The organism is Pseudomonas nunensis (assembly GCF_024296925.1).
Taxonomy (GTDB): Bacteria; Pseudomonadota; Gammaproteobacteria; order Pseudomonadales; family Pseudomonadaceae; genus Aquipseudomonas; species Aquipseudomonas nunensis.
Window position 1 is genome coordinate 5,244,910 of sequence record NZ_CP101125.1, and the last position, 24,778, is coordinate 5,269,687.

Below are 24,778 nucleotides of genomic sequence, written 5' to 3' on the forward strand. Positions count from 1 at the left end.
CCCATGACGAGTCATGGGCTTTTTTGTGCCTGAAATCCGCCCCTTGAAAACACCCCAACCCCGTAGGAGCTGGTAGGAGCTGGTAGGAGCTGTCGAGTGCAACGAGGCTGCGATCTTTTGATCTTTTTTTTTTAAAATCAAAGTCAAAAGATCGCAGCCTCGTTGCACTCGACAGCTCCTACGAGCTCCTACAGGGGTTTGAGGTCGTACTCCAGTTCGACGCAGCGCTGGGCATAATCCGCCACCAATGCTCGAATGTTCGGATCCGTTGCGTTTGCCAATGCCTTGCTCGCGACCCGCAGGAAATTCAGATTCCCGCCGGCCAATGCCTTGCGCAACCAATCCAGCGCCTCTTCGATATGGCCTTCATCCGCCAGCACCGCCGCATAACTGAACTGCCCACGAAAGTCCCCGCCCACCGCCGAGCGCCGATACCAATCACGCGCAGCTTGCGGATCCGCCGGACATACCCGCCCTTCCTCCAGATAACGGCCCAGCAGGTTCATCGATTTCGCGTGGCCCATTTCAGCGGCACGCCGATAAAGACCCAGCGCTTGCACCTGGTCTTCAGCAACACCGCGCCCGGTCGCCAGCAGATTGGCGTAGTTGTACATCGCCCAATCCAGGCCCTTCTCGGCCGCCAGCCGATAATGCCCCGCCGCCACTGCAGCATCGGCGCTGCAACCCCAGCCATGTTCATGGCAACGACCGAGCATGTTGCGCGCCATCAAGTGTCCGCCACTGGCGGCAATCCCGAACCAACGCACCGCCAGCGGCGGATCCTGTTCGATGCCCTGCCCGTCCAGCAAAATCTGCCCGAGCAATGCCTGGGCATCGAGCACGCCTTCGCGTGCAGCGATCAGAATCGCTTGGGCCGCCCGCGCCGGACTTTCCTCAAGCATGGCTTTGAGCCGATCACCGTCGAGGACTTCCTCGCGGCGCAGTTGATAACTCATACCTCGACCCAGCGGCGCAGCAGGTTGTGATAAGTGCCGGTGAGGCGGATCAGCGAAGGGTGGTCAGGCATGTCCTGGGTCAGTTGCTGGATCGCGCCGTCCATCTCGAACAACAAGGCGCGCTGGCTGTCTTCACGGACCAGGCTTTGGGTCCAGAAGAACGAGGCATAGCGCGTACCGCGAGTGACGGCGTTGACCTTGTGCAGACTGCTGCCGGGGTACAGGACCATGTCGCCGGCGGGTAACTTGACCCGTTGGGTGCCGAAAGTGTCCTGGATTTCCAGCTCGCCGCCGTCGTAGTCCTCCGGCTCGCTGAAGAACAGCGTCGCCGACAGGTCAGTGCGCACCCGCTCGATGCTGCCCTTGGGCTGGCGCACGGCGTTATCGATATGGAAGTCGAAACTGCCGCCCGCCGTGTAGCAGTTCAGCAGCGGCGGGAAGACTTTGTGCGGTAACGCGGCTGACATGAACTGCGGATTTTTCCACAAGCGTTCGAGCATCGCCGCGCCGACTTCCTTGGCCAGCGGGTGACCTTCCGGCAGTTGCAGATTGTGCTTGGCCTTGGCCGACTGGAAGCCGGCGGTGATCTTGCCGTCCGCCCAATCCGCCTGTTCCAGGGCTTCGCGAATGCGCTGCACTTCTTCTTTCGCGAACACGCCGGGAATGTGCAGCAGCATGGGACGACACCTGGTGGTCAAAGGGGCGCCAATGGTATTGATTCTTATTGACCGTGTAAAACCCCACAGACGAACGAGACAGCAAAAACCGTAAGGTTAAATTGTAAAGAATGTAAATTCGTCGCGAATAGTAACGTTTCGCAATTGATACAAATACCTGTTTACCCTATATTCCGCGACCTCAAATCCTTGGGGAGGGGAATTCACATGTCACGCCAATTACAACAATCACCGGTCAGTTCACCACGTTTGCTCGCCTCTGCCATTGGCATGGCGATCACTGCCGGTTCCGCTGGGCACATGGTGTTCGCTGCCGAGAAGACGGACGAAAAAGCCTCGGGCAATGCGATTTCCCTGGACGCCACCAGCGTGGTTGGCGAGGAGCAAGACACCTCCTACAAGACCGACACCTCGGCTTCGAAAAAATACACCGCACCGCTGCGCGAGACGCCGAAAAGCGTCACCGTGATCCCGCAACAAGTGATTCGCGACACCGGCGCCACCAGCCTGGTCGACGCGTTGCGCACCACGCCGGGCATCACCTTCGGTGCCGGTGAAGGCGGCAACCCGGCCGGCGACCGTCCGATCATTCGCGGCTTCAACGCTGAAAGCGATGTATTCGTCGACGGCATGCGCGACCCGGCGTCCCAGAGCCGTGAAATCTTCGACGTTGAATCCGTCGAAATCAGCAAAGGCCCTGGCTCGGCCTTCACTGGCGCCGGTTCCACCGGTGGCAGCCTGAACCTGGTGAGCAAGACCGCCAAACTGGGCAACTTCTACAATGGCGGCTTCACTTGGGGTTCGGACCAGACCAAGCGCACCACCCTCGACCTGAACCAGCAGATCAACGACACCTCGGCCTTCCGTCTGAACCTGATGAAGCACGAAGCCAACGTCGCCGGGCGTGACGGCGTGGACGTCAGCCGCTGGGGCGTGGCGCCGACCTTCTCCTTCGGCCTGGGCACCGACACCCGAGTGACCGTCGGTTACTACCACGTCGAAACCGACGACATGCCGGACTACGGCGTGCCGCTGACCTTGAGCCCGAACCGCAGCAAGTACCACGTCGACAAACCGGCCAACGTCAATAAAGACAACTTCTACGGCCTCACCGGTCGCGATTATCGCCAGACCAAAAACGACAGCGGCACGATCAAGATCGAACACGATCTGAATGAAGACCTGACCGTTTCCAACAGCTTCCGCATGTCCCGTTCGACCCTCGACTACATCGTCACCAACCCCGACGACAGCAAGGGCAACGTGGCCAACGGCAGCGTTTACCGTGGCTCGAAAAGCCGTAACTCGACGTCCAGCGGCTGGGTCAACCAGACCGACCTGAGCGCCAAGTTCAACACCGGCGCGATCGAACACAGCCTGGTCACCGGTCTGGAGTTTTCCTATCAGGACACTCACAACCGCCCGTATATCCTGACCTCTACGGCTGCTGGCACCACGTGCAACCGCGCGCTGTTCAACTCCGGCGACTGCACCAACCTGTACAAGCCGACGCCTGGGGATAACTGGTCGGGCTCCATCAAAGACAGCAATGCCTTCACCGACACCGACACCAAAACCGCCGCGGCTTATGTGTTCGATACGCTGAAGTTCAACGAGCAATGGTCCCTGAACCTGGGCCTGCGTTACGACAACTACCAGACCGAATCCAGCGGCTACGCCAATGCCGGTCGTACCACCCCGGCGGGCAGTTTCTCCCGGGAGAACACCACCGACCTGGTCAACTATCAGATCGGCGTGGTCTACAACCCGCTGCCTAACGGTAGCGTGTACGCGGCCTACTCCACCTCCAGCAACCCGGCCGGTGAAACCAGCGGTAATGGCAGCCTGGAACTGGCAGCGAACAACAGTGACCTGGACCCGGAAAAGAACCGCAACTACGAGATCGGCACCAAGTGGGACTTCTTCGGTGACGACCTGTCGCTGACCGCCGCACTGTTCCGCACCGAGAAAACCAACGCCCGTATCGACGATCCGGACGGCGCCACCACCCAAGTGCTGGACGGCGAACAAACCGTCAACGGTCTGGAGCTGACCTACACCGGCAAACTGACCCGTAACTGGAAAGTCTTCGGCGGCTACACCTACATGGAAAGCGAAGTGGTCAAGACCACCCTCGCCGCCGACAAAGGCAACCATATGCCGAGCACGCCACGGAACAACTTTACCCTGTGGTCGACCTACGACCTGATTCCGGAAAAGTTGACCATCGGTGGCGGCGCAACCTTCGTCGATTCGCAGTTCGGTAACGTCGCCAACTCGGTGGAGATCCCTTCCTACTGGCGCTACGACGCCATGGCCAGCTACGCGCTGACCAAGAACGTCGACCTGCAACTCAACGTACAGAACCTGACCGACAAGCGTTATTTCGACCAGGTGTTCCAGACGCACTACGCCCACGTGGCAGCGGGCCGTACTGCCCTGCTGAGTGCGAACTTCCACTTCTGATTGCCAGCCACACCCGCAATCCCCCTGTGGGAGCGGGCTTGCTCGCGAAGAGGGAGTGTCAGTCGACATAAATGCTGTCTGACACACCGCTTTCGCGAGCAAGCCCGCTCCCACAATGAGATGTGTGTGAAGGCTGACATCTGGGACAGGCCCCGTTCATTCAATTGAACGGGGCTTTTGTACGTAATAAAGAATGTTTCTCGACAACCCACGGCATAATGCGCGCCGTGATGATTACTTTCGAACGAACAAGGCGAGCGACGTGTTGAAGAAAACCCTGTTCCAGTTGCACTGGTTTTTTGGCATCAGTGCCGGACTGGTCCTGGCCCTGATGGGCATAACCGGTGCGGCCTATTCGTTCCAGGATGAAATCCTGCGGGCGCTGAATCCTTCTGTGCTGCAGGTCGAGAAACAGGTCGCCGGTGTCTTGCCACCCGCCGAGTTGGTGGAACGCATCGAAGCCACCTCCGGCAAGAAAGTCTCGATGCTCTGGGTCGAGACCGACAGCGGCAACGCCGCGCGCGTGATTTTCACCCCGCCTCCGGGCGAACGTCGCGGTGAGATGCGTTACTTCGACCCGTACACCGCCGAATTCCTCGGCGACGCCACCGGCCAAGACTTCTTCGGCTTGATGCTGCAACTGCACCGGTTCCTCGCCATGGGCGACACCGGTCGGCAGATCACCGGCGCCTGCACGCTCATCCTGGTGTTCTTCTGCCTGTCCGGGCTTTACCTGCGCTGGCCGCGCCAGTGGAACAAATGGCGCGCCTGGCTGACCCTGGACTGGAAGAAAAAGGGCCGCAGCTTCAATTGGGATTTGCACTCGGTGGCGGGCACCTGGTGCCTGGTGTTTTACCTGTTGGCCGCGCTGACCGGGTTGTCCTGGTCCTACGAGTGGTACAACAAGGGACTGACCAAGTTGCTGTCCGACGCGCCGCAGAACGAGCGGGTTCGCAACCGTGGCCCGGCGCCGAGCGGTCCTGCGCCGAGCGCCGATTACGCAGCAATGTGGAGCAGCATCTACAGCGCCGCCGGCCCGAACCTGTCCGCCTACAACATCCGCATGCCGCCCCTGGCCGGCCAACCGGCGACCGTGTTCTACCTGCTGAGCACCTCGCCTCACGATCGCGCACTGAACGAGATCAGCCTCGATCCGGCGACCGGCATCGTCAAACGCCACGACCGCTACAGCGACAAGAGCCTCAAGGCGCAGTTGCTGACCAGTATCTACGCGCTGCACACCGGCAGTTACTTCGGCATCGTCGGGCGGATCGTCCTGACAATTACCGCGCTGACCATGCCGCTGTTTTTCGTCACAGGCTGGTTGCTGTACCTGGATCGTCGGCGCAAGAAACGCCAGATCAAGGACGCGCGTAACGGCCTCGTGCAACCGGGTAGCGATGCGCCTGCGTGGCTGATCGGTTTCGCCAGCCAGAGCGGATTCGCCGAGCAACTCGCGTGGCAGACCGCCGGGCAATTGCAGGCCGCCGGATTGCCGGTGAAAGTGCAGCCGCTGGCGAGTGTCAGCGAGCAGGATTTGCGCGATTCGAACAATGCGCTGTTCGTGGTCAGTACCTTTGGCGATGGCGAAGCGCCGGACAGCGCCCGGGGTTTCGAACGCAAAGTGCTGAGCCAGGCGTCGAGCCTGGAAAGCCTGAACTACGCGGTGCTCGGTCTGGGTGACCGCCAGTATCAACATTTCTGCGGTTTCGCCCGACGCCTGCACACCTGGCTCGGCGAACACGGTGGCAAGACCCTGTTTGCCCCGGTGGAAGTCGACAGCGGCGACCCCTACGCCTTGCGTCACTGGCAGCAGCAACTCGGCCTGGTGACCGGACAGGCGCCAGTGGACACCTGGCAGGCGCCCAGCTACGACAACTGGACGCTGACCCGTCGCGAACTGATGAACCCGGACAGCTGCGGCTCGCCGGTGTACAAGATCGGCCTCAGCGCCCCGAACACCAGCAGTTGGCTGGCCGGGGACCTGGTGGAAGTCATGCCACGCAATTGTCCGTGGGCGATCGAGCACTTCCTCGATGGCCTGGGGATTGATGGTCGGGCCATGGTTGAGCTCGATGGCCTGTCGCAACCACTGGACCAGGCCCTCGCCAGTCGCCAGATGCCCGAGAACCGCGCGCATCTGGTCGGCCTGCATGCCCAGGCGCTGGTGCAGGCCTTGGTGCCGCTGGCGATGCGCGAATATTCCATCGCCTCGATCGCCGCCGACGGCATTCTGGAACTGATCGTCCGCCAGGAAGTACACCCCGACGGCAGCCTCGGCATCGGCTCCGGCTGGCTCACCGAACATGCGCCCGTGGGCGGCAGCATCAGTTTGCGAGTGCGGCGTAACAGCGGTTTCCATCTGCCGACCGAACCGGTGCCGATGATCCTGCTGGGCAACGGCACCGGCCTGGCCGGGCTGCGCAGTTTGCTCAAGGCGCGAATTGCCGACGGGCAACAACGGCATTGGCTGCTGTTTGGCGAGCGCCAGCGTGAGCACGATTATTTGTGCCGCGATGAGCTGGAAGGATGGTTGATCGAAGGCGATCTCGAGCGACTGGACCTGGCGTTCTCCCGGGATCAGGCCGAGAAGGTCTACGTCCAGGACCGCCTGCGCGAATCCGCCACCGAGCTGAAGAAATGGCTGGCCGAGGGTGCGGTGATCTACATCTGCGGCAGCTTGCAAGGCATGGCCTCAGGCGTGGACCACGCGCTCAACGAAATACTCGGGATCGACGAAGTAGACCGCCTGATCGAACAGGGCCGCTACCGCCGCGACGTCTACTGAAAACACGCAGTTCCCTGTGGGAGCGGGCTTGCTCGCGAAAGCGGTTTGACAGCCAACATATTCGTTGAATGTTAATCCGCCATCGCGAGCAAGCTCGCTCCCACAATTGAAATTGCATCGAACACACAATCCGAGACCCACCGTAATTCCTGTGGGAGCGAGCTTGCTCGCGATGGCGATCTGTCAGCAAACATCTGTGTTGAATGCAAACCCCTCTTCGCGAGCAAGCCCGCTCCCACATTTGATCGGTGACAAGGTTGGTGATGTGTCAAACCGGCTGCAACTTCTGCTCAAACACACTCACCCCATCCAGATCCCGCAACACCACGCTCATCTCCCCGCTCTGCCCATCAATATTCACCTCACCAAAAAACTGAAACCCGGCAAACGGCGAGGTGTTCTGCGCGGGCGGAGCTTTCTCGAACACCACCTCCGGCCCAAAGGTTTTATCCAACGGATTCGGCCCGAAGCTCCCGGCATTCAACGGCCCGGCGACGAACTCCCAGAACGGTTCGAAGTCCTGGAACGCCGCGCGATCGGGGTGGTAGTGATGCGCCGCGCAGTAGTGCACATCCGCCGTCAAAAACACGAAGTTGCGCACCTGCTGTGCCCGCAGAAAACCCAACAACTCAGCGATTTCCAGTTCACGTCCCTGCGCCGGTCCCGGATCACCGTTGGCCACCGCTTCCCAACGCGCCACACCCGGGCTGACCTCACCATCCGGCACGCCGAGGCCGATCGGCATGTCTGCCGCGATGACTTTCCATTGCGCATTCGAGGCTTTCAACGAAGCCTTCAGCCAGTCCAGTTGCTCACGCCCGAGGAACGGTTTTTCACCGCCCAAATTGTCGTCGTTCGCCCCGCGATAACTGCGCATATCCAGCACAAACACATCGAGCATCGGCCCATAGCTGAGCTGGCGATAAATCCGCCCGCCGTTGTCAGCACTCTGTAATCGCATCGGCGCGTATTCGAGCCAGGCCTGGCGCGCGCGGCCGACCAGGCTGTGGATATCTTTGCTCTTGTAGCGCTCGTCCAGCTGCTTGCCCGGCGACCAGTTGTTCACCACTTCGTGGTCATCCCACTGCCAGATCTGCGGTACTTCGGCGTTGAAGCGGCGGATGTTTTCGTCCATCAGGTTGTAGCGATAATTGCCGCGGTATTCATCGAGGGTTTCGGCGACTTTGCTCTTGGCTTCGCTGGTGATGTTGCGCCACACCCGACCGCTCTCGGTGGTCAGTTGCGCCGGCACCGGGCCGTCGGCGTAGATGGTGTCGCCGCTGTGGATAAAGAAGTCCGGCAGGCGCAGGCGCATGGCTTCATAGATGCGCATGCCACCGATGTCCGGGTTGATGCCGAAGCCCTGGCCGACGGTGTCGCCGCTCCAGACAAAACGCAGATCGCGACGGGTCGTCGGCACGCTGCGCAAGTGACCGAACCAGGGTTCGCTGCTCGTTCCGTTTTGGGCGTCTTCGAAGTGCACGCGATAGAAAATCGCCTGATCGGCGGGCAGACCGGTGAGTTCGACGCGAGCGGTAAAGTCAGTGCGCGAATCCGCCAGGGGCGAAACGAAACGACGGGGGTTGGTGAACAGGCTGCGGGTGTCCCATTCCACCACCATACGCGCGGGACGGTCGCTGCGGCTCCAGACCATCGCACGGTCGCCCAGCAAGTCGCCGGACTGCACGCCGTCGGTGAGTTGCGGCCGATCCTTGACCGAGGCGATCACCGCCGGGGCCAAGCCGGGCAGCAACAAACCGGCGCCGACGGCTTGCATGACACGCCGGCGGCCGAGGTTGAATTCGCTCATGGTGTTCTCCCTGAAAAAGGGAAACTTAAGCATGTGCGCATGACGCCCGTGTGAAAACACAGTTCCCTTGTGGGAGCGGGCTTGCTCGCGAAGGCGTCGTGTCAGTCAACATCCTTACCAACTGACAGGCCGCCTTCGCGAGCAAGCCCGCTCCCACAGGGTTTGGTGTTAGGCGTTAACGGGTTCTACCGCCAACTCCACCACTTCCGGCCGCTTGATCACTGCATACACCACCGCCGTCAGCAAACTCCCCGCCACTATCGCGAGCAAATAAAGCAGCGCATGGTTAATCGCGTTCGGGATCAGCAGCACGAACAATCCACCGTGCGGCGCCATCAACTTGCAGCCGAAATACATCGACAACGCACCGGTCAGCGCGCCACCCGCGATGCTCGCCGGGATCACTCGCAATGGGTCTTTCGCAGCAAACGGAATCGCGCCTTCAGAGATGAAACACAGCCCCAGCACAAACGCCGCTTTGCCGGCCTCGCGCTCGGTCTGGGCGAACTTGCGACGAGCAATAAACGTGGCGATGCCCAGGCCAATCGGCGGCACCATCCCGGCGGCCATGGTCGCGGCCATCGGTGCATAACTCTGCGACGCCAACAGCCCTACCGAGAACGCATAAGCAGCCTTGTTGATCGGCCCGCCAAGGTCGACGCACATCATGCCGCCGAGCAGCACACCCAGCAGAATCGCGTTGGTGGTGCCCATGCTGTCGAGGAAGTGCGTGAGCGCTAAAAGCATCTCCGCCACGGGTTTGCCGACCACGTAAATCATCACCAGGCCAGTGATCAGACTCGCGAACAGCGGGATGATCAGAATCGGTTTCAGCGCCTCAAGACTCTGCGGCAATCGCGCATAACGATTGATCGCCTGGGCCGCGTAACCGGCGATAAAACCGGCAATGATCCCGCCGATAAAGCCGGCGCCCAGGGTGCTCGCCAGCAGACCACCGATCATCCCCGGCGCCAGGCCCGGACGGTCGGCAATCGAGTAGGCGATGTAACCCGCCAGCAACGGCACCATCAACTTGAACGCGGTCTCGCCGCCGATCTGCATCAGCGCCGCCGCCAGCGTGCCCGGCTCCTTGAACGCGGTGATGCCGAACACGAACGACAGCGCAATCATCAAGCCGCCCGCCACCACCATCGGCAGCATGAACGACACACCGGTCAGCAGGTGTTTGTAGACGCCGGTCTTCTCTTGTTTGGCCGGACCTTTCGAACCGCTCGAAGCGGTTTCCTGCTTGCCTTCAGCCAGGGCTTTGTTGAGCGTGGCTTCGGCCTGTTTCAACGCGATGCCGGTGCCGCAACGGTAAATCTTCTTGCCAGCGAAACGCTCGGTGGCGACTTCGATATCGCAGGCCAGCAGCACCACGTCAGCATCGGCAATCGCCGCCGCGCTCAGGGGGTTGCGTGCACCCACCGAGCCTTGGGTTTCGATCTGCAAGTCGTAGCCCAGACGCTTGGCCGCTTGCTGCAAGGCTTCGGCGGCCATGAAGGTGTGGGCCACACCGGTCGGGCATGCGGTGATCGCGACCAGCCGCGGTGCGTTTTTAGCGACCTCGGCAGGCTCGGCGACGGCTTCGGTGGCGACGTAGACTTCTGCCTCTTCCGCACCACGGCGCAGCACCGCTTCAACATCTTGCAGAGCCTGGGCCGGGGTGCTGCGGAACACCCGTTTGCCGACGAATCGAGACATATCCACAGGCGCGCTGGTCACCAGCAACACCCACTCGGCGGACTCAATGGTGGCCGCCGACAACTGACGTTCCGGGTGCGCCGCGTCGTTGACTTCGACGCACGTGCTCCAGCCCTGACGCTGGGCGGCGGCATCGAGCAGCCGAGCGCACAGCACACTGGTGACCATGCCGTTCGGGCAGGCCGTAACAATGGCTAACTTCATGACAACCCCTCTTATTGTTCTGTCAGGAGGCGCACGCGCACGCCCTGTTCGAGTTGCGTCAACTGCGCGGCATCATTGATGCCGAAACCGATTTGCGTGACCGCCATCGCGGCAATCGCCGTGGCGGTGCGCAGGGTTTGTTCAGGCGTATCGGCACTGAGCAAACCGTGGAGCATTCCTGCCAACAGCGAATCACCGGCGCCCACCGTGCTGACCACGCTGACCCTCGGCGGCGTGGCATGCATCGCCGCGCCGACACTGAACCAGTTCACGCCATCGGCACCGTGGGAAATCACTACGTGCTCGATGCCTTGGGCGTGCAAACGGCTCGCTGCTTCCGCCTGGGCCGCCACCGAAACCACATCGCAATCGAGCGCGTCCGCGAGTTCTTCGGTGTTCGGTTTGATCAGCCACGGACCTGCCGCCAACCCTGCCCGCAAGGCTTCGCCGCTGGTGTCCAGGGCCACGTTCAAACCGAGGTTTTTCAGGCGCACGATCAACGCCTGCAACCACTGCGGACTGACGCCGCGCGGCAAGCTGCCAGCGACTACAACCGCGTCATGCCCCGGCGCAATCTGGTCCAGGCGATCGAGCAACGCTTGCTGCGCCGCTTCATCGACCTGTGGCCCCGGACCGTTGATGTCGGTGATGCGCCCGTTGCTTTCCGCCAGTTTGATATTGCTGCGGGTCTCGCCGGGGACGCGAATGAACGCGTCGACAAAACCACGCTTGGCGAACAGCGTTTCGAACGCCTGGAGATTGTCTTCACCGAGAAAGCCACTGACCGTCAGTTGATGCCCGAGATCGGCCAGCACTTGCGCCACGTTCACGCCTTTGCCGGCGGCGTGGGTGTGCATCTCGTCGCTGCGGTTGACCTGACCGGGAGCAAGCACTGGCAACTGGACGGTGAGGTCCAGTGCCGGGTTGAGGGTCAGGGTTAAAATCTTGGCCATTACAGGGCCTCCACTAATGCGCGCACTTCATTGGCGCTGCCCACGGCCAGGGCCTGTTGGGCGAGAATTTGAGTCTGGGCCAGGCTGAGTTCGCGGACCCGTGCCTTGACCTCGGCGATGCTGCGGCCGGACACGCTGAGTTCATCGACACCGAGGCCGACCAGCACCGGCACCGCCAGCGGATCCGCCGCCAGTTCGCCGCATACGCCGACCCATTTGCCATGGGCATGGGCCGCGCGCACGGTGATGTCGATCAGTTGCAGCACCGCCGGGTGCAAGCCGTCAGCTTGAGCCGACAGGGTCGGGTGCCCACGGTCGATGGCCAGGGTGTATTGGGTCAGGTCGTTGGTGCCGACGCTGAAGAAGTCGACTTCCTTGGCCAGCACGGGCGCGAGCAACGCCGCCGACGGCACTTCAATCATGATCCCCAGTTGCAGGTCTGCAACCGGAATTTCCAGACGCAGACGCTCGGTCATGTCCCGAGCCTGACGCCACTCATCGACGCTGCCGACCATCGGGAACATGATGCGCAACGGACGGTTGTCGGCGGCACGCAGCAAGGCGCGCAATTGCGCTTCCATGATCTGCGGACGTTGCAGGGTCAGGCGAATGCCGCGCACGCCGAGAAACGGGTTTTCTTCCTTGGCGATCGGCCAATACGGCAGCGGTTTGTCGCCGCCCACGTCGAGGGTGCGCACCACCAACGGGCGACCGGCCAGGCCATCGAGGACACGACGGTATTCGACTTCCTGAGTGGCCTCGTCCGGCGCTTGCGAGTGGGCCATGAAAATCAGTTCGGTGCGCAGCAGGCCAATGCCTTCGGCGCCCTGCTCCACCGCGCTGGTGACACCGGCGCTTTCTCCGATATTGGCGAACACTTCCACGGCGTGACCGTCGGTGGTCAGCGCCGGTTGATGGCGTTGCTCGGCGGCCGCTTTCAGCCGTAGCTCGCGGGTGTCGCGTTCTTCGGTGGCGCGCTGCAAGGTCGCAGCATCGGCGTCCACGTGCAGGCGACCGCGTTGGCCATCGATCAACAACGGCGTGCCCGGTGCCAGCAGCAACACCGCTGCACCGGCACCGACCAGCGCCGGAATCCCCAGCGCACGGGCGACGATGGCACTGTGAGCGGTGGCGCCGCCACGTGCGGTGAGAATGCCGGCGACGCGCGCCGGGTCGAGACGCGCGACGTCGGACGGACCGACTTCGTCCATCACCAGAATGTACGGTTGCTCCGGTTCGCTCGGGGTTTCGACGCCACACAACTGCGCCAACACCCGACGACCGATATCGCGCAAGTCAGCGGCGCGCTCGGCGAGCAAAGCGTCTTGCAGGGATTCCTGTTGTTTGGCGGCGGCTTCGATCACCGTCATCCACGCCGCTTCGGCGCTCTCGCCTTGTTTGAGGCGGGTGTCGACTTCGTCGGTCAATTCCGGGTCGTCGAGCATTTCCTGGTGGGTGATGAAAATCTCGCGAATTGCCTTGGATTTGCTGCGCTCGATCAAGCCTTCGATGTCGCGACGCACATCGGTCAGCGCTTGTTTCAGGCGTTCGCGCTCGATGGCGGCAGACTCACCGCGCAGCGGGTAATCGATGGCTTGCAGCACTTGAATATGCGCCGGCCCGATAGCGATACCCGGGGCAGCGGCGATGGCCTGGACCAGGCTGCCGGACTTTGGCGCCAGCAGTACTTCGGCGATATCGGCCATCACTTCGCGCTGCTGACTGACCGCCGGCAACGGCTCGACTTCTTCACCGAGGCCTTCTTCAATGGCCGCTAGCAACGCCGGCAACGCATCGGCGGAGATGCTCGGTTCGGCGATGAATTCCAGCACCTGACCGCGACGGGCGCCGAGGCTCAGCAGTTTGCTCAGGCTCTTCACCGACACCGCGCTGTCCTGGCCATCGACGATGCGCACGCGAATCTCGCCTTCAAAGCTTTTCGCCAATTGCGCAAGGATCTTCGCCGGGCGCGCATGCAAACCGTGGGCGTTGGCCAGGGCGATGCGTGCGCTCGGCCAGTCGGCGGGCACTTCACCGCCGAGCACTTCGAGGACTTTGCGGCTGCTGGTGGCGCGGCCCAATTCGTGGCCGCGACCTTCGATCAGCAGGGCGCACAGGCGTTCGAGCAGGGCTTGATGCGCTTCGCCGAGACTGGCCAGACAGAACAGACCGCTCAACGGCTGGCCCAGGTAACGCATCGGTTTGTCCGGCGTGACGAAGGCCAGGCCCGGACGTTTCACGGTTTGTTCGCTGTGCAGCCACCACAAACCATCACCCAGCGGCAGCGCTTCGACCTGTTGCAACACGGCGGAGAAACCGTTGCTCACGCAATCGGCCTGACGCAGCAAACGCGCACCGCGCCAGACCAGTTCTTCGAAATCATCGGCAGACACGCCGAGGCCGATCATCTGTGCATCCAGCGCCAGCTCTTGCGGCGCGCCTTGCAGCAGCTTCAGCAGCGCTTCGGCGGAACTGGCGCGACGCAGGGCCTGGCCCAGGTCGGTTTCGCCGAGGGCGCGGGTCAGCAGTTGCAGCAGACGCAGGTGCTCATCGGATTTGGCCGCGATACCGATCGCCAGATAAACGATCTGGCCGTCGCCCCAGTCCACGCCCTCGGGAAATTGCATCAGCCGCACGCCAGTGGAAAACACCTGGTCGCGGGTTTCCGGAGTACCGTGGGGGATGGCAATACCTTGACCGAGAAAGGTCGAGCCCTGGGCTTCGCGCGCCTGCAAACCGGCGAGATAACCTTCTGCTACCAGACCGTCGGCAACCAGATGCTGGGCCAGCAAGTGCAACGCGGCTGACTTATCCACAGCCGACTGGCCCATGGATATCTGCTCTATGGTGAGCTCGAGCATGCTTTCTCCTTTTTGGCGCCTTGGGACGCCAGGTATTGTTTTGAATGATTCAGCTTAGGCTCTTCGTGATCACATTTGGCGGTTTCGCGGCAGAACCGGTCAAAGGAACCTATAACGCAGAAAATACGCTTGCTGAAACGTTTAATCTAGAATGATTGGCACGTTACTCGATAATGCACCATCCTTGAAGTCCAACTTGTCGGAAGCGTTGCGACATTGGTCGCCTGCTCGAATCGGGTAGGATTGGCGAAAATGTCGGGGCAAGCTCGAAAAAACAAGGAAATCCCGAGTTGAAACTCAGTGATATCGCACAGTTGGCCGGTGTGTCCGTTACCACCGCCAGTTATGTCATCAATGGCAAGGCCACACAGCAACGTATCAGCAGCGCTACCGTCGAGCGTGTGCGTGCCGTGGTCGAGCAACATGGCTTTACACCCAATCCCCAAGCGGCCGGGCTGCGCAGTCGGCACACCCGCACCTTGGGCTTCATCCTGCCGGATCTGGAAAACCCCAGTTACGCACGGATCGCCAAACTCCTGGAGCAAGGTGCCCGGGCACGCGGCTATCAGTTGCTGATCGCCAGCTCCGACGATGCGCCGGACAGCGAGCGGCAGTTGCTCAAACTGTTCCGTGCCCGGCGCTGCGACGCGCTGATCGTCGCCAGTTGCCTGCCAACGGACGATGACAGCTATCGTCAGCTGCAGGCCAAAGGCATTCCGATCATCGCCATCGACCGGGTCATGGAGCCCGAGCATTTCTGCTCGGTGATCAGTGACGACCGCGAGGCCAGCCTGCAACTGACCCGCAGTCTGCTCGAACCGTTGCCCAAGCAAATCGCGCTGATCGGCGCCCGCCCGGAACTGAGCATCAGCCAGGAACGGGCCGCCGGTTTTAAAGAAGCGCTGAGCGGGTTCAAAGGCGAAATATTGATCGAACACGGCGAGTCGTTCAGCCGCGAATGCGGCAAGCAATTGATGGACGAATTGCTCCAGCGCCTGGGGCATTTGCCGGATGCGCTGGTGACCACGTCCTACGTGCTGCTGCAGGGTGTATTCGACGCCTTGCATGACTTCCCGCTCAAGTCTCGTCCGCTGCGCCTCGGCACGTTCGGCGATACTCAGTTGCTGGATTTCCTGCCGTTGCCGGTCAACGCCATGGCCCAGCAACATCAGTTGATCGCCGACAAAGCGCTGGAACTGGCACTCGCCGCCATCGAACAATCGGATTATCAACCCGGCGTTCAGGCCATCGCGCGGACCTTCAAGCAACGCATCCTTCAGGACTGAGCCGTGGAGCTGATCGACAGCCACACGCATCTGGATTTTCCGGACTTCGACGCCGATCGCTCGGCGTTGTTGGCCGAAAGCCGCGCCCTCGGGGTGCGGCGGATGGTGGTGCTGGGGGTTTATCAGGGCAATTGGCAGCGAGTCTGGGATTTGGTCCAGAGCGATCCGGATCTGCACGCGGCGTTCGGCTTGCATCCGGTGTATCTGGAGGATCATCGCCCCGAAGACCTGACCGCGCTTGGCGACTGGCTGACCCGGCTGGCCGGCCATCGACAGGTGTGCGCAGTGGGCGAGATCGGCCTGGATTACTTTATCGAAACCCTTGATCGCGAACGCCAGCAGGCGTTGTTCGATGCTCAGTTGCAACTGGCGGTGGATTTCAATCTGCCAGCGCTGATCCATGTGCGGCGCAGCCATGCGGCGGTGATCGCCACGCTCAAGCGCTTTCGCTTGAAACGCGCGGGCATCATCCATGCCTTCGCTGGCAGCAAGGAAGAGGCGCGGGAATACATCAAGCTCGGTTTCAAACTGGGTCTCGGTGGCGCGGCGACCTGGCCTCAGGCGCTGCGCATGCACCGTGTACTCGCCGAGCTACCACTGGAATCGGTGGTGCTGGAAACCGACTCCCCGGACATGGCGCCCGCCATGTTCCCCGGCCAGCGCAACAGCCCGGCGCACTTGCCGGCGATCTGCTCGGCACTGGCCGAGATCATGGCGATCAGCCCCGAACAACTGGCCGCGGTCAGCACGGCCAATGCCTGCGAGTTGTTCAACTGGTAATCAGTCGACGTGGGCCTTGGCCGCTTCAAGCGTCAGGGTGATGTGTTGCCGGTGCCGGGCAAACCTAACCACGGCGAAGTAGACGAAAATCGCCAGCAGCGAGAAATTCAGCTGTTCCATCACGCTGAGCATCCCGACCCATTCCATCACCAACGCCACCAGTAACGCGGTGCAGACCATCACCAGCGTGCTCGCCCTTAACAATGCCAGGGAGTCGAGGGACTTGAAGCGCCTGATCTGCTTGGGATCGTTCAGTTGCAGGGTGTTTTCACAGTGTGAACAGGTAAACGGCTCGTTGATCGCGATGGCGTTGAGTTGCCAGGGCTCCAGCAACAGCGTGCGCTGGCAATGGGCACAGCGACCCAGGATTCCAATCGTAGCGGCAGACATAACCGGGCCTCCTCAGGGCAGGTCTAAGAAATGGATCTTGCTTCATTGAAGACCAAAAACCAGAGCCTGCAGGAAAACAGGAAATGACGTACTGGCGATGGGAATAAGTACTACAGATTGTTCGGTACCGACGTTGGAACACATTCCCCTGTGGGAGCGGGCTTGCTCGCGAAGGCGGTGTGTCAGTCAAGGAAGATGTCGACTGACACTCCGTCTTCGCGAGCAAGCCCGCTCCCACATTTGATCCGGTTTATGCTTCAGACCCGGAACGCGCTGATCAATTGTTTCAACTCCACCACCTGCGCCGACAATGCGCGGCTGGCATTTTCGGTCTGGTGCGCGCCCTCGGCCGTGCGCTCGCCGGCGCGGTTGATTTCGACGATGTTCTGGTCGATGTCATGGGCCACAGCGGTTTGCTGTTCCACGGCGGCGGCGATCTGCTGGTTCTGGTCGACGATCATGCCTACAGCCCCGAGGATGTTTTCCAGGGCTTGCTGTACCTTTTCCGATTGCCCGACGGTGCCGTTGGCCATTTGATGGCTGACGCCCATGGCTTTGACTGCCGCACCAACACCGCCGTGGAGCTTGGCGATCATCTGCTCGATTTCTTCAGTCGATTGCTGGGTGCGCTTGGCTAGTGTGCGGACCTCATCCGCCACCACCGCAAACCCACGGCCCTGCTCCCCCGCTCGTGCCGCTTCGATGGCCGCGTTCAGCGCCAACAGGTTGGTCTGCTCGGCGATGCTTTTGATCACTTCCAGCACCCGACTGATGGACTGGCTGTCGCTGGCCAGTTGATTGATCACCAGCACCGACTGATCAATCTCGCCAGCCAATGCCGCAATGCTGCCCTGCTGGGACTCCACCAACCCACGCCCGCTGAGGGTTTCGTCGTTGACGCTGTGGGCGCTACTCACCGCTGCCGCAGCACTGCGCGCCACTTCCAGCGAGGTGGCCGACATCTGGTTCATCGCGGTGGCGACCTGTTCGATCTGACTGCGCTGCCCGGCCACGGCCTGGTTGCTCTGTGCGGAAACGCTTTCCACCTGCCCGGCCTGACGCTCGACTTCGCCGACGGTCTGCCCGACCCGCTCGATCAAGTCGTGGATTTTCTTCACCGTGCCGTTGAACACCTCGCCCAACTCGCCCAGCTCATCGCGGCTGTGGGCGCTGAAGGTCACGGTCATGTCGCCGGCCGCCACTTTGTCCATCACCGCGCCGAGGCGCTTGAGGGTGGTGCGGGTCGAGTAGTAAAAACCGCCGTAGAGATAAAAGATCAGCACAAACACCACCGACAGCGCCACGGCCTGCATGACCATGTGGGTGCGGTTCTGCTCCAGCCGCTGCTGTAACTGGCTGCCGAGGAACTTCAAGGTCGCTTCATTGAGCTGGTAGGTCTGGTCCATCAGGCCGGTGACCTGATCGTAAAAACCCTGCCACGGCGCATCGAGCGTGTCGGCCATCACCACTTGTTCTTCGAACAGTTCGCTGGCCTTTTTCAGGGATGCCTTGCTGCTGTCAGCCTGCGCGGCCAGGGTTTCGTTCGCTGCCTTGCTGGAGCCCAAGGCATCGTGCAACTTCAGCCCATATTCCGCCTGAAGCTTCTCGATCTGCGCCAGCAATTCATCGAAACGCGTACTCGACGCCGAGTTGAGAAAACCCTGCCCCAGCGACAGCGAGCCCATGGCCCGGCCTTCGCCCAGAAGTTGCGTCACGGGCGGGGTGACATTGGTGATCAGTTCGCTCAGCTGGCGCATGTCGCTCTGGGTGTCGCGGCTCAGACCGGCCTGACTGGCAATGATCTGGCTGAAAATCTGTGCATTACCGAGCAACTTGCCGATCAGCGCACTTTTGCTTTGCAGGGAGTTTTCCGCTTGCTGGGCCTTGAACGCGGTAATCATTTCATCGCGTTTGCCATCGAAAACCGTGATCTGTTCCGGGTCGATGCTCATTGCCGTCAGGCCTTGCAGGCGCGTCAGAACGCTTTGCTCCAAGGCGCTGATCTTGGTCTCGACATCGCCGGCCTTGCCGGACTGCCCGAGGGTGACGTTGATTTGCACGAGGTTGTTCAGGGTTTCGAGATCCCGACGCAGGGTCAGGCTGCTGCCCAGCAGATCGAGGCTTTGCAATTCGACACGGGTGCCCTGGAACTCACGATAGGAATCGCGCACCAGGTAAAAATTGGTCACCAGCATCGGCACCAGAAACAGCACGCTGATCAGGCTGAACTTCATGCCGAAGCTCAGGCGGTTCATCAGCGCGACAGCGGGATAGAGCAAGCTCTTCACTGTGAAGTCTCCCTTGGATTTCTTATTTTTATTGGCAGGCGCACAGATACAGCAGATAGCCACTATTGGGCGCTATCTCTGTATAGCTCAAATCGGAGGGAGGTTTTGTAACTTAAGGTTAACGGCAGCACACACAACCCTGTAGCAGCTGGCGAAGCCTGCGTTCGGCTGCGAAGCAGTCGTAAATACTGATACTTCGGTTTACCTGATACACCGCGAAGCCTGAATTGGCGACTGCTTCGCAGCCGAACGCAGGCTTCGCCAGCTGCTACAGGGCCGGCGTAATCAGGGAAGGACCGTCCACAACGCAAACCCTGCATACCACAGCACCGCCGCTCGCAGCAGCAGTTCCCAGATGCGGTCCAGGCTGTTGATGCCATCCGGCCCGACCACCGGCGCGGGAATCTCCCCGGCCACCAGCCCGACCTTTTCGATCAACTGGGCGGCGCTGATGTTCCAGTTCAGCAGCTCATGCAACATCACCCGACCGACCGCGACAAAGTTGCCAACCAGGGCAAAACTCGCCGCCAGCAAGCGCACTGGCACCCAATCGAAGGCATGGCGCAGTTGTGCGGCGCGTTCGACCACTGCCGGGTTCTGCCCGTGCTCTTCGGCCAGGGCGAGCAAGCGATAGCTCAACGCGGCCACCGGCCCCAGCAGGAAGTACCAGAAAATCACTGCGAAAAAGCTTTGGTAGGCCTCCCACAACAAATGTCCTTGAACCCGCTCCAGCAGTTGCTCGCCACTGTCGGCGCAGATGTCCAGGTCGCGCTTGGCCACATGGGCGGCGGCTTGCAGGTCTTCACGGCGCCAGGCGTCGCGAAACGGACCGAGACCGCCGAGCAGATCGCCGCGTCCCAGGCTGTAAATCACCACCAGCAAATGCACCGGCAGGGCCAGCAAGCCATAGGCCACGGGCTCCAGCACCACCAGCAGCAAACCGAGCAGCGCCACCGGCAACAACACCAATATCAGCAACACCAGCCACGGTTGGTCTTTCAGACGAGGGTTGGCTTCAAGCTTGTGCAGCTCGCGCACCCAACCGCCATCACGTTGAACCCGATGGCGCAGGGCCGAGAATTTCTCGATCCAGACAGCCAACAGCAACACCAGAAAACTCATTGTTGTTCCTCTTTTGCCAAAGCGGCGCGGTAGCGTGCCCAATCGAACGCCGGTCCCGGATCAGTCTTGCGCCCGGGCGCGATGTCGCTATGTCCGCAAATTCGCTGTGCAGTAATGCCCGTGAAAGCGCTTTGCAATTGTCGGGTCAGGGTCGTCAACGCCTGATATTGCGCGTCGGTAAACGGCAGATCATCCGTGCCTTCAAGCTCGATGCCCACGGAAAAATCATTACAGACTTCGCGCCCGTCAAAACTCGACACGCCGGCATGCCAGGCGCGCTCAAGACAGGAGACAAACTGAGTCACCGTGCCGTCACGTTCGATCAGAAAATGCGCAGACACCCGCAGGTCAGCGATCCCTTCAAAGTAGGGATGCTCCGTGACATCCAGGCGATTCTGGAAAAATTCCTGCACCTTGCCCGTGGCGAACTGCGCCGGCGGCAGGCTGATGTTGTGGATCACCAGCAGGGAGATTTCATCTGAGGGGCGCGCATTGAAGTTGGGCGAGGGGCATATGTTTACGCCCTGGCACCAACCGCTCGCGGGGTCCAACTGCATACAGGTTCCTTCAACGACGACCGTGTTGGCGCCCAGTATGCCGCGATAGACCCTCGGCGCGCGATCACTTGGCGTGATTGAGACGCCGCAAGTTGCCGATCACCGATTCCAGGGCCCGATCGAACAGCAACGTATCGTCCAGCGTGCGCACCACGCCACGGCGAAATTCCAGGGCGAGCCCGGTGCGGCTGCGCTCCAGCACTTTCATACCGGTGCGATTGACGAAAATGTACTTGCCGGTGGCTTCAATGATCGCCGCGAGTTTGCAGCGCAGGGTGTTTTCTTCGTCTTCCTGGAACTCGACCCAGCAACCCAGGCGCAGCTGATCGACCTGAAGCAGGTCCGCATCGTCCGCTGGCAAACGCGCCGAGGCCGTTTCGACCGGGCCTTCATCGGCGGTGCGCAAAACGATTTCCTCGCGCACCTCGACCATCACTGGCGCATCCGCCTGCTCCGGCGGCAGGGTTGGGCGTTCGAACAGCTGAACGTGCAAGGCTTCCAGCTCACTGAAAAATTCGCTGGTGGCAAAGGGATCGAACGCCGAGCTGCTCAGACCATCGCGCAGGGATTTAAGCAACCCCGGCACCATCGACAGCAGACGCAGACTCGCATCGGCTTCGTCATGACGCTGCACGCTCCAAATCAATTGCGCCATGGTCTGCACATCGGCGTGCCATTCAGCGGACTGATCGCCGTGCTTGAGGCAGGTCAGCAACAGCACCTTGCTCCAGGCGTCCTGGACGAACGCCACCACCCCTTGCGGCAGTAACTTGCCCAGCAATGCCTCGTTCAGCGCTTGTTCGACCCGCTGACGCGCCAGTTCAGTTTTGGCCCGGCCTTCTTCGGCATCGCGGGTGCGCTGCTCCAGCAGTTCGCTGCGACGGCGCTCGTCACTGGTAAAGGCCAGGAAGTCCGCCAGCAACTCGGAGAAAATCGCCGGGTCATCGACAAAGTCATTCAACAGCCGCTGCACCACTTGCTCGATGCGCAGGTACAAAGTGTCGCGCTCATGATCGTCGCACTCGCCCCAGCCCATGGCCGCGTCGGCGATTTCGTTGAGCAGGCGCCGTGCTGGATGGCTGCTGCGGCTGAAAAAGCTCTTGTCGAGCACCGCGACTTTCAGCATCGGGATCTGCAAGCGTCCGATCAACGCCTTGAGGGAATCCGGCAGATTGCGGTCATCGAGAATGCATTCGAAGAGCATCGCGATCAGGTTGATCACGTCTTCATCCGCGACTCCGACCACCCGGGACTTGCCACTTTTGACGCTGACCCGGGTCAGCAGTTGTTCGAGCTGGTTGCGCAGGTCGAAGTCATCCTGAGCCGCCAGGGCCGGGACGTATTGCTGCAAGTGCGACAGCAGGCGCAGCAGGTCGCGGGTGGAAATCGGCTGGGCCGGGGCGCTGGCTTCGAGCGTCGGCGCGACACTGCCGCGCACGTGAAACAGCAGCTCCTGCAATGCGGCGAAAACTTCCTGCACGCTGTCATCAATGTGCGCACTGCCGGATCGGACAACCGACTCGACGGGCTCGGCATGCGCGCTGGCCGCCGCACGATCCGCAGCGCGCCTTGCCGGAGCTGGCTTGAGCTCGGGCAGCACGCCGGTGGCGATCAGCAGTTGGTTAGCTTCGGCGTAGAGCTGATCGGCGCTGCTGAGCACATAGCGCTCGAACAGTTTGAGGATGATCAGCTTGACCTTGATCTCCACGCCCAGATTGCGCCCGGCCTGCAGGAAATATTCGCACAGCAGCGCCGGGCCCAGCGGGTTGTGCTGCTCGAGCAATTCCTTGCCCAACAGCACGCTGAGCCGCGTGGTCAGTTGATCGAGGGCGAAACCTTCCCGGTTCAGCACCTTGCTGACCATGCCTTCCACGGCGACGTTGCGCTCCAGGTCGTCGTTGGGCAGCGCTGCGCCAGCATCGAACGCCAATGCCTGAGGCAAGGCTGACTGGGTGACGTCGTATTGCGTGAGGCTGATGAACGCCTCGAAGAATTGTTCAAGAAACCCGCGCTCAATGCTTTTGCGCTTGAGGCGCAAGTCGCGCATGGCTTCGAAAAAGATGTTCTGTTCGACGTCGTTGCGGGCCCGGTCGGCCATTTCGAACAGGGTGTCGTCGGCGTTATCGAACAGTTCCTGCAAACCATGCCGCAGCTGTTGCGCAGCCTTGTCGCGAACCTGAAGCAGAATCACAGGCAGGCGGGCGAGCGGCGAGTGAGTCGCCTGGTCGGTAGCTGCCTTGTGCAAAGGCACTACATTCCCGTCGTTGTGCATCCAAGCCTCCTGGAACGGTGATGCTTCGGTTCGTTAAGAAAGATCGATTTGCGCAAGCCGCACAGCCGACGCCCAACGGGGAACAGTGCCCACCCGCTGTCATTCAATAATCGGGGACCCAAAGGGACGTCAAAGCTATGACGTCAAATGCAAGGCGGATTATCTGCAAAACAGGTCGCTTGTGCCAGCGGACTCTACGTCCCACATTGAAATAGACGTACAGAACAGACCCTGGCTTAGCGGTAAATGCTCACGCGAATCGACCAAATGCAGGTTTCAGAGCGATCTGGGCACCCGGCATGCCTTGGGTTGCTTCGCGCCATGGCCCTATAATCGAGCCACTTTGTTTGTGGAGCCCGTTATGCCGAATCTACGTCTCGCCGATTTGACCGCCGAAATCGAAGCCAACGTGCGCCGTGCGTTGCTCGAAGACATAGGCAGCGGCGACATCACCGCGCAACTGATCCCGGCCGAACGCCTGGCCAAAGCCACCATCATCACCCGCGACGCAGCCGTCATTGCCGGCACCTCTTGGGTCGATGCCGTTTTCCGGCAACTGGACCCGCGCGTGGCGGTGCACTGGCAGGTGCGCGATGGCGAACGGGTGCAACCCAATCAGCCGCTGTTTCACCTCGAAGGCCCGGCGCGCTCGCTGCTGACGGGCGAGCGTTGCGCGCTGAATTTCCTGCAACTGCTGTCTGGCGTGGCGACTCGCGCGCAGTTTCTGGCGGATTTCGTCGCCGAGACTCAAGTGAAGCTGCTGGACACGCGCAAAACCCTGCCAGGGCTGCGTCTGGCGCAAAAGTACGCCGTGACCTGCGGCGGCTGCCATAACCACCGCATCGGTCTGTATGACGCCTTCCTGATCAAGGAAAACCATATCGCTGCCTGCGGTGGCATCCCTGAAGCGATTAAAGCCGCGCACAAGATTGCCCCGGGCAAGCCGGTGGAGATCGAAGTGGAAAGCCTGGATGAGCTGAAGGAGGCCCTTGAGGCTGGCGCCGACATCATCATGCTCGACGAACTGAGCCTGGATGACATGCGCGAGGCGGTGCGCCTGAACGGCGGCAAGGCGAAACTGGAGGCCAGCGGCGGGATCAACGAAAGCACCTTGCTGCCGATCGCCGAAACCGGGGTGGATTACATCTCTATCGGTGCGATGACCAAGGATGTGAAGGCTGTGGACCTGTCGATGCGACTCAGCCTCTGATCAAACAATGTGGGAGCGGGCTTGCTCGCGAAAGCGGTGTATCAGACGACAATGATGTCGATTGACACACCGCTTTCGCGAGCAAGCCCGCTCCCACAGGTGTTTCACATTTGTTGGGTCAAACCACCAGATTATTCATCTCGCAGTACTCTTCCCACTCGACGCCCAATACTTCGGCCGCCTCCTTGTGCAGAACAAGGCGCGCCGCCTCGAACTCCTCAGGAGTCGAGGTGTACTTGAGCGTCAGCTCCCAAGGCTGCAGGCCCTGGGATTCCGCTTCATCCTCGAACGCCCACTGGATCTGGTCTTTCTGATCGTCAGCCGGCAGGTCTTTGATCTCGCCGGCTAGCTGGGGCGACTCCAGCAGGTACTTCTTCAGCGCTTCTTCGTGTCTGGCTTCTTGGGTCAATTCTTTAACAGTCATGTCGTTCTCGCTGATCTGGGGAATGGAAGA

Annotated in this window: 17 protein-coding genes and 1 pseudogene; 5 read left to right on the plus strand and 13 right to left on the minus strand. The window is 61.1% G+C overall.

Annotated features, from left to right (window positions below):
- Nucleotides 1-188 precede the first annotated feature (188 nt).
- Both NK667_RS23120 and NK667_RS23125 read right to left on the minus strand, forming a co-directional pair.
- On the minus strand, nucleotides 189-956 hold the full coding sequence (locus tag NK667_RS23120; protein ID WP_054616152.1) for a tetratricopeptide repeat protein: 768 nt from the start codon (nucleotides 954-956) through the stop codon (nucleotides 189-191).
- Nucleotides 953-1,633, minus strand: coding sequence for a Fe2+-dependent dioxygenase (locus NK667_RS23125; protein WP_054050003.1), 681 nt, complete (start codon nucleotides 1,631-1,633; stop codon nucleotides 953-955). The genes NK667_RS23120 and NK667_RS23125 overlap by 4 nt, the downstream gene beginning before the upstream one ends.
- A gap of 207 nt (nucleotides 1,634-1,840) precedes the next feature.
- Between NK667_RS23125 and NK667_RS23130 the strand changes: the two genes are divergently transcribed.
- A complete protein-coding gene (locus NK667_RS23130) occupies nucleotides 1,841-4,099 on the plus strand; it encodes a TonB-dependent receptor (RefSeq protein ID WP_054616153.1) in 2,259 nt (752 codons plus the stop codon).
- Between the two features lie 262 nt (nucleotides 4,100-4,361).
- Nucleotides 4,362-6,887, plus strand: a complete 2,526-nt coding sequence (locus NK667_RS23135) for a PepSY domain-containing protein (RefSeq protein ID WP_054616307.1) — start codon at nucleotides 4,362-4,364, stop codon at nucleotides 6,885-6,887.
- A 268-nt stretch (nucleotides 6,888-7,155) separates the two neighbouring features.
- Here the strand turns inward: NK667_RS23135 and NK667_RS23140 are convergent, their stop codons facing one another.
- The 4 genes from NK667_RS23140 to ptsP all read right to left on the minus strand — a co-directional run bounded on the left by NK667_RS23140 (nucleotide 7,156) and on the right by ptsP (nucleotide 14,419).
- Complete coding sequence (locus NK667_RS23140; protein ID WP_054616154.1) at nucleotides 7,156-8,697, minus strand: alkaline phosphatase D family protein; 1,542 nt, start codon at nucleotides 8,695-8,697, stop codon at nucleotides 7,156-7,158.
- A gap of 168 nt (nucleotides 8,698-8,865) precedes the next feature.
- Entirely contained in the window at nucleotides 8,866-10,605 is a 1,740-nt protein-coding gene (locus NK667_RS23145) for a PTS fructose-like transporter subunit IIB (protein ID WP_054616155.1), read from the minus strand.
- 11 nt (nucleotides 10,606-10,616) lie between these two features.
- Nucleotides 10,617-11,558, minus strand: a complete 942-nt coding sequence (gene pfkB, locus NK667_RS23150; RefSeq protein ID WP_054616156.1) for a 1-phosphofructokinase — start codon at nucleotides 11,556-11,558, stop codon at nucleotides 10,617-10,619.
- Nucleotides 11,558-14,419 carry a phosphoenolpyruvate--protein phosphotransferase gene (ptsP, locus tag NK667_RS23155; protein ID WP_054616157.1) on the minus strand — a complete coding sequence of 954 codons (2,862 nt, stop codon included), beginning with the start codon at nucleotides 14,417-14,419 and terminating at the stop codon, nucleotides 11,558-11,560. Before ptsP ends, pfkB begins: the two co-directional genes overlap by 1 nt.
- Nucleotides 14,420-14,709: 290 nt before the next feature.
- Between ptsP and cra the strand changes: the two genes are divergently transcribed.
- Together cra and NK667_RS23165 are read left to right on the plus strand one after the other, a co-directional pair.
- On the plus strand, nucleotides 14,710-15,705 hold the full coding sequence (cra, locus tag NK667_RS23160) for a catabolite repressor/activator (RefSeq protein ID WP_054616158.1): 996 nt from the start codon (nucleotides 14,710-14,712) through the stop codon (nucleotides 15,703-15,705).
- 3 nt (nucleotides 15,706-15,708) lie between these two features.
- Entirely contained in the window at nucleotides 15,709-16,485 is a 777-nt protein-coding gene (locus tag NK667_RS23165; protein ID WP_054616159.1) for a TatD family hydrolase, read from the plus strand.
- Here the strand turns inward: NK667_RS23165 and NK667_RS23170 are convergent, their stop codons facing one another.
- The 6 genes and pseudogenes from NK667_RS23170 to NK667_RS23190 form a co-directional block, all read right to left on the minus strand.
- Nucleotides 16,486-16,875 carry a hypothetical protein gene (locus NK667_RS23170; protein ID WP_054050018.1) on the minus strand — a complete coding sequence of 130 codons (390 nt, stop codon included), beginning with the start codon at nucleotides 16,873-16,875 and terminating at the stop codon, nucleotides 16,486-16,488. It lies immediately after the preceding gene.
- Between the two features lie 257 nt (nucleotides 16,876-17,132).
- The gene (locus tag NK667_RS32870) at nucleotides 17,133-17,846 is read right to left on the minus strand and encodes a methyl-accepting chemotaxis protein (RefSeq protein ID WP_413786158.1); all 714 of its coding nucleotides are present in this window, start codon (nucleotides 17,844-17,846) and stop codon (nucleotides 17,133-17,135) included.
- Between the two features lie 144 nt (nucleotides 17,847-17,990).
- A pseudogene (locus NK667_RS32875) lies at nucleotides 17,991-19,130 on the minus strand (HAMP domain-containing protein); the annotation flags it as partial.
- Nucleotides 19,131-19,448: 318 nt separating this feature from the next.
- Complete coding sequence (gene ampE / locus NK667_RS23180) at nucleotides 19,449-20,285, minus strand: regulatory signaling modulator protein AmpE (protein WP_054050021.1); 837 nt, start codon at nucleotides 20,283-20,285, stop codon at nucleotides 19,449-19,451.
- The gene (gene ampD / locus NK667_RS23185; protein ID WP_054050023.1) at nucleotides 20,282-20,842 is read right to left on the minus strand and encodes a 1,6-anhydro-N-acetylmuramyl-L-alanine amidase AmpD; all 561 of its coding nucleotides are present in this window, start codon (nucleotides 20,840-20,842) and stop codon (nucleotides 20,282-20,284) included. The genes ampE and ampD overlap by 4 nt, the downstream gene beginning before the upstream one ends.
- 64 nt (nucleotides 20,843-20,906) lie before the next feature.
- On the minus strand, nucleotides 20,907-23,114 hold the full coding sequence (locus tag NK667_RS23190) for a DUF1631 domain-containing protein (protein ID WP_054616161.1): 2,208 nt from the start codon (nucleotides 23,112-23,114) through the stop codon (nucleotides 20,907-20,909).
- Nucleotides 23,115-23,475: 361 nt separating this feature from the next.
- On the opposite strand from NK667_RS23190, the gene nadC reads away from it, so the two are divergent.
- Nucleotides 23,476-24,324, plus strand: coding sequence for a carboxylating nicotinate-nucleotide diphosphorylase (nadC, locus tag NK667_RS23195; protein ID WP_054050026.1), 849 nt, complete (start codon nucleotides 23,476-23,478; stop codon nucleotides 24,322-24,324).
- A 118-nt stretch (nucleotides 24,325-24,442) separates the two neighbouring features.
- Here the strand turns inward: nadC and NK667_RS23200 are convergent, their stop codons facing one another.
- Nucleotides 24,443-24,748, minus strand: coding sequence for a DUF6388 family protein (locus NK667_RS23200; RefSeq protein WP_054050028.1), 306 nt, complete (start codon nucleotides 24,746-24,748; stop codon nucleotides 24,443-24,445).
- Nucleotides 24,749-24,778 lie beyond the last annotated feature (30 nt).